At 68.2% G+C, this 2,731-nt stretch carries 3 protein-coding genes; all 3 read right to left on the bottom strand.

Going from position 1 to position 2,731, the window contains the following annotated elements:
• Nucleotides 1–1,084: alcohol dehydrogenase catalytic domain-containing protein (locus U9980_RS13805; protein WP_322768277.1), on the bottom strand; the 1,084-nt coding region annotated here is incomplete at its 3' end.
• Between the two features lie 49 nt (nucleotides 1,085–1,133).
• Nucleotides 1,134–2,246: an NDMA-dependent alcohol dehydrogenase gene (locus U9980_RS13800; protein WP_416210267.1), complete on the bottom strand. Its 1,113-nt coding sequence runs from the start codon at nucleotides 2,244–2,246 to the stop codon at nucleotides 1,134–1,136.
• Nucleotides 2,247–2,248: 2 nt separating this feature from the next.
• Nucleotides 2,249–2,731 (bottom strand): Zn-ribbon domain-containing OB-fold protein (locus tag U9980_RS13795; RefSeq protein ID WP_322768275.1); only part of this gene is annotated, 483 nt, incomplete at its 5' end.

The following is a 2,731-nucleotide window of genomic DNA, read 5'->3' as shown; positions in this document are numbered from 1 at the left end:
CGGCCTGGTCGCGGTATCCCGACGGCAGTTCGGCGAGCGAGTCATAGGTGCGAGTGACGATGGCGTCGAGGTTGTAACGGCCGGCGCGGTGGAGATCGGCGAGAAAACGGATGCCTTTTCGCCCGTCCCATGAGCCGGCGAGACAGCCGACGATCTGCTTCTCCAGGCTCTGCAGGTTCCGCAGGTTGATCGTGGCCGTGTTCTCGTCGGCGGGATGGACGTTTACCACGACCACCCGGCCGCGCTTTCCGACGAGGGAGAGGGCCGCCTCGGTGCAGCGGCCGTCACCGACCGCCATGGCCATGACGACCGTGTTCGCCATCCGGCCGGCCGTCATGTCGGTCACCACCGTCGCCGCCTCCCCGAGGCTTGCCACCGCGATGTCGGCACCGAGCCGTTTCGCGACACCTCGCTTGAAGGGAACGGGATCAACGGCCACGATCGAGCGGGCGCCGGCAAAACGAGCGGCCTGGACGGCGTTCGCACCGATCCCGCCGACCCCGACCACCACGACCGTGTCGCCGGCACGGACCTCGGCGGTGTTCAGGACGGCTCCCCATCCGGTGACACCGGCGCAGGCGATGGTGCAGGCGGCCTCAAGAGGCAGCGCGGGATCGACGACGACGCAACTCGCCTCATTGACGACCGTGTGCTCGGCAAAGGTACCGAGAAACACGAAGACGCTCAGATCCTCGCCGCGGGCATGATGGCGGGCGGTGCCGTCGGAGATCTGGAAGCCCTGCCCGATCAGGGCACCCCGCTCACAGAGGTACGGGAGGGCGTCGAGGCATGCGGCGCACGCCCCGCACGGCGGCAACGGAACGCTGAGCACGACATGGTCGCCGGGACGAACTGCGTGCACCCCGGCTCCGACGGCCTCGACGACGCCCGCTCCCTCGTGGCCGCCGATAACCGGCCGGCGCGCGCCGGGATACCCACCGTCGAGCAGGTGGTGATCGCTGTGGCACAGGCCGGTGGCCACCATCCGGACCAGGACCTCACCCGCGGCCGGCGGGTCGAGGGTGATCTCCTCAATGCTCCACTGCGACCGATCGGGCCACAGCACTGCCGCACGTGTCCTCATCGCCATGAGATCCCGTCAGTCGAAGGTGACCGTCAGCTGAAGGTGACCGTCAGTTGAAGGTGACGACGCCACGGATGTTCAGCCCGGCGTGCATGTCCTCGTAACCCTGGTTGATCTCCTCCAGCGGGTAGGTACGGGTGACCAGCTCGTCGAGTTTGAGATCCCCCCGCTTGTAGAGGTCGATCATCAGCGGGATCTCACGCACCGGGGAACCCATGCCGTAGATCGCCCCCTGGATCCGCTTCTGGTACATCGTCAGCTCAAGCAGGTTGACTGGGATACCCGTCTCGTTCTGGTTGCCGGCGGCGGTGGCGACGACGGTTCCGCCTTTGCGGATGGCCGCGAACGCCCGGGCGAGATGCTGCCCGGTCACAACGCCGACCGTGACCACGGCCGCGTCCGCGCCCTGCCCGTTGGTGATGCTGCGTGCCAGTTCGGCCGCCGGCTCGATGTCGGCGAACGCGTCGGTTGCCCCCATCTTCATGGCAAGTTCCCGTTTGAAAGGGACGGGATCGACGGTGATGACCCGGGTGGCTCCGACGTAGCGGGCGCCCTGGACCGCGTTCATGCCGACCCCGCCGGTACCCACGATGATGATGACGTCGCCGGGGACGATGCCGGCCGCCCGGACCGAGGAACCCCACCCGGTGGGCACCCCGCAGCCAACCAGGCAGGCGACCTGGAAGGGCACATCATCGTCGATCTTCACGCAGGAGGCCTCGGGCATCACGCTCCACTCGGAGAAGGTGGAGACACAGCCCCCCTGGCCGACGTCACGACCGTCCACATGCATCCGGAAGGTGCCGTCGAGCTGACTGCCGGTGAGCATCAGCGCGCCGTTGTCGCAGAGGTTCTGCTGGCCGGACGCGCACCACCGGCAGCGCCCGCAGCCGGGGACGAAGGAGGTGACGATGCGGTCGCCGGGCTTGAGCGTCCGCACGCCCGGTCCCACCGCCTCGACGACACCGGCTCCCTCATGGCCGCCGACGAACGGCAGGGTGGCGACACTGATGTCGCCCTTGGCGAAGTGGTCGTCGGAGTGGCATAAACCGCTCGCGGCCAGGTTGACGAGAACCTCGTTCTCCCTCGGCTCGTCCAGCTCGACCTCGCCGACCTCCCACCGGCCGGGCGCTTCCCACAGCACTGCTGCGCGCGTCCTCATGATCATGTTTCACTCTCTACAGATGACTGTTCTACAGACGGTAGTTCTACAGAAAGTAGTTGTGGCTTCCACTGGGGGATGACGACACCGTCGGCGACGGGCTCGAACCAGACCCGCATCGGCTGCCCGGCGGTGATCGGGTACGCGCCGGGCAGGTGACCGACAAGACGAGCGGCCGGCACGTCGTCGAGCTGGACGAGGACCACCGTGTAGGGCACCGGGAAGAACGGATGTACCTGGTGGGTGACCACCGTCCAGGAGTAGACGCTCCCGGTGCCGGCCACCGACTGCCAGCGCCCGTCCCAGCTCCCGCAGGTATGGCAGTAGGCCCTGGGCATGTGCAGGAGGCCGTCGCACCCGTTGCACATCCGCACGACCAGCTCACCGCGCCGGGCGGCCTGGAAGAAGCCGCCGGTGTCCCGGTCGTCGTCCCTGGGGACAAGGCGCGGGTCCGCCGTTTCGGGCAGGCCCCGCCCCGCTGCCCA

The sequence above is a fragment of the Protofrankia sp. Cr1 genome (assembly GCF_963555865.1).
Classification (GTDB): Bacteria; Actinomycetota; Actinomycetes; order Frankiales; family Frankiaceae; genus Protofrankia.
This window is presented reverse-complemented; position numbering and strand designations above follow the sequence as displayed.